This window comes from Rhodococcus sp. P3_B8, from assembly GCF_056402775.1.
In genome coordinates this window covers 1-843 of sequence record NZ_JBFUGT010000674.1, presented here as the reverse complement: position 1 = coordinate 843, position 843 = coordinate 1, and the positions used below count along the sequence as shown (strand labels likewise).

General features: G+C 64.0%; 1 protein-coding gene and 2 pseudogenes. 1 reads left to right on the top strand and 2 read right to left on the bottom strand.

Annotation, left to right across the window (positions count from 1 at the left end; translation table 11 throughout):
• Positions 1 to 225: pseudogene (locus AC1D1G_RS45670) on the bottom strand (serine/threonine protein kinase); the annotation flags it as partial.
• 166 nt (positions 226 to 391) lie between these two features.
• Between AC1D1G_RS45670 and AC1D1G_RS45665 the strand changes: the two are divergent.
• The gene (locus tag AC1D1G_RS45665; RefSeq protein ID WP_283353187.1) at positions 392 to 580 is read left to right on the top strand and encodes a hypothetical protein; all 189 of its coding nucleotides are present in this window, start codon (positions 392 to 394) and stop codon (positions 578 to 580) included.
• Positions 581 to 646: 66 nt separating this feature from the next.
• Here the strand turns inward: AC1D1G_RS45665 and AC1D1G_RS45660 are convergent.
• A pseudogene (locus AC1D1G_RS45660) lies at positions 647 to 843 on the bottom strand (CapA family protein); the annotation flags it as partial.

The window sequence follows — 843 nt, the reverse complement described above, 5'->3', positions numbered from 1 at the left end:
ATCGTGGATCGGCACTATGTGCGGGTTCCGGATCTGCGCCGCGATTCCGACATCCCGTTCGAATCGTTCGCAGAATTCGTCGTCCTCGGTAGCATCCGGCGGCAGCACCCGCACCACGACCYGCCGGGACGTGACGGTGTCGAACGCCGCCCAGACCTCGCCGCTCACATCCACCGTCAGCGAACGGTCCAGCCGGTATCTCCCGAATAGCGCTCCAACTTGCATTGCCACTCTCCGCCGATCGAAATTGCCGCGTCTGCGGGTCCGTGCACCCGAAATTCTAGGCGGTGGGGGCCATAGGTTCTCGTTGGAGCCCGGTAGTGTGCTCGTATGCGCAGAACGCACCTAGGCTAGTCCCGGTCCGGGACCGCCCCGACTCAGGAGAAGCCTGATGCGTACTGCATTCTGCAATGCACTCTATTCCGTGTTGGATCACCGGATCTGTTGTGGGCGGATTCCCGAATGGACCGCACACGTCGGTCAGCCGTGGGACACCTACGACGTCGCACCGTGGAATCTGTACAACGTGATCTGGCGGATCCAGCACTGGATTCGCGGCGGCGTCGACGCTGATCGGTAACCTGATTCCACTCTTCGGCGGCGTCCGATTTCGACTCGGGCGCCGCGGAAGGTACCCCGACGGTCTCTACTTCGCGTGCCTCGCGCGGGCGACGAGGACGTCGTCGCCTGCATCGATGCGGGTGCCGAAGCCGCGGCTGATCCCGTCGAGGACCCGCCGCAGCCATTCGGTGTCACGTGTCGACGCGCGTTGCAGTTGCATCCGCCGGGATCTCATCGGCACCATTCGTAGCTCGAGCAGTTCGTGCGTGCGCGCGTCCAGCG

Bases quoted from the DNA above. Each gene is read 5' to 3' on its own strand.
- AC1D1G_RS45665 (WP_283353187.1), top strand. From the start codon at position 392: ATGCGTACTGCATTCTGCAATGCACTCTATTCCGTGTTGGATCACCGG.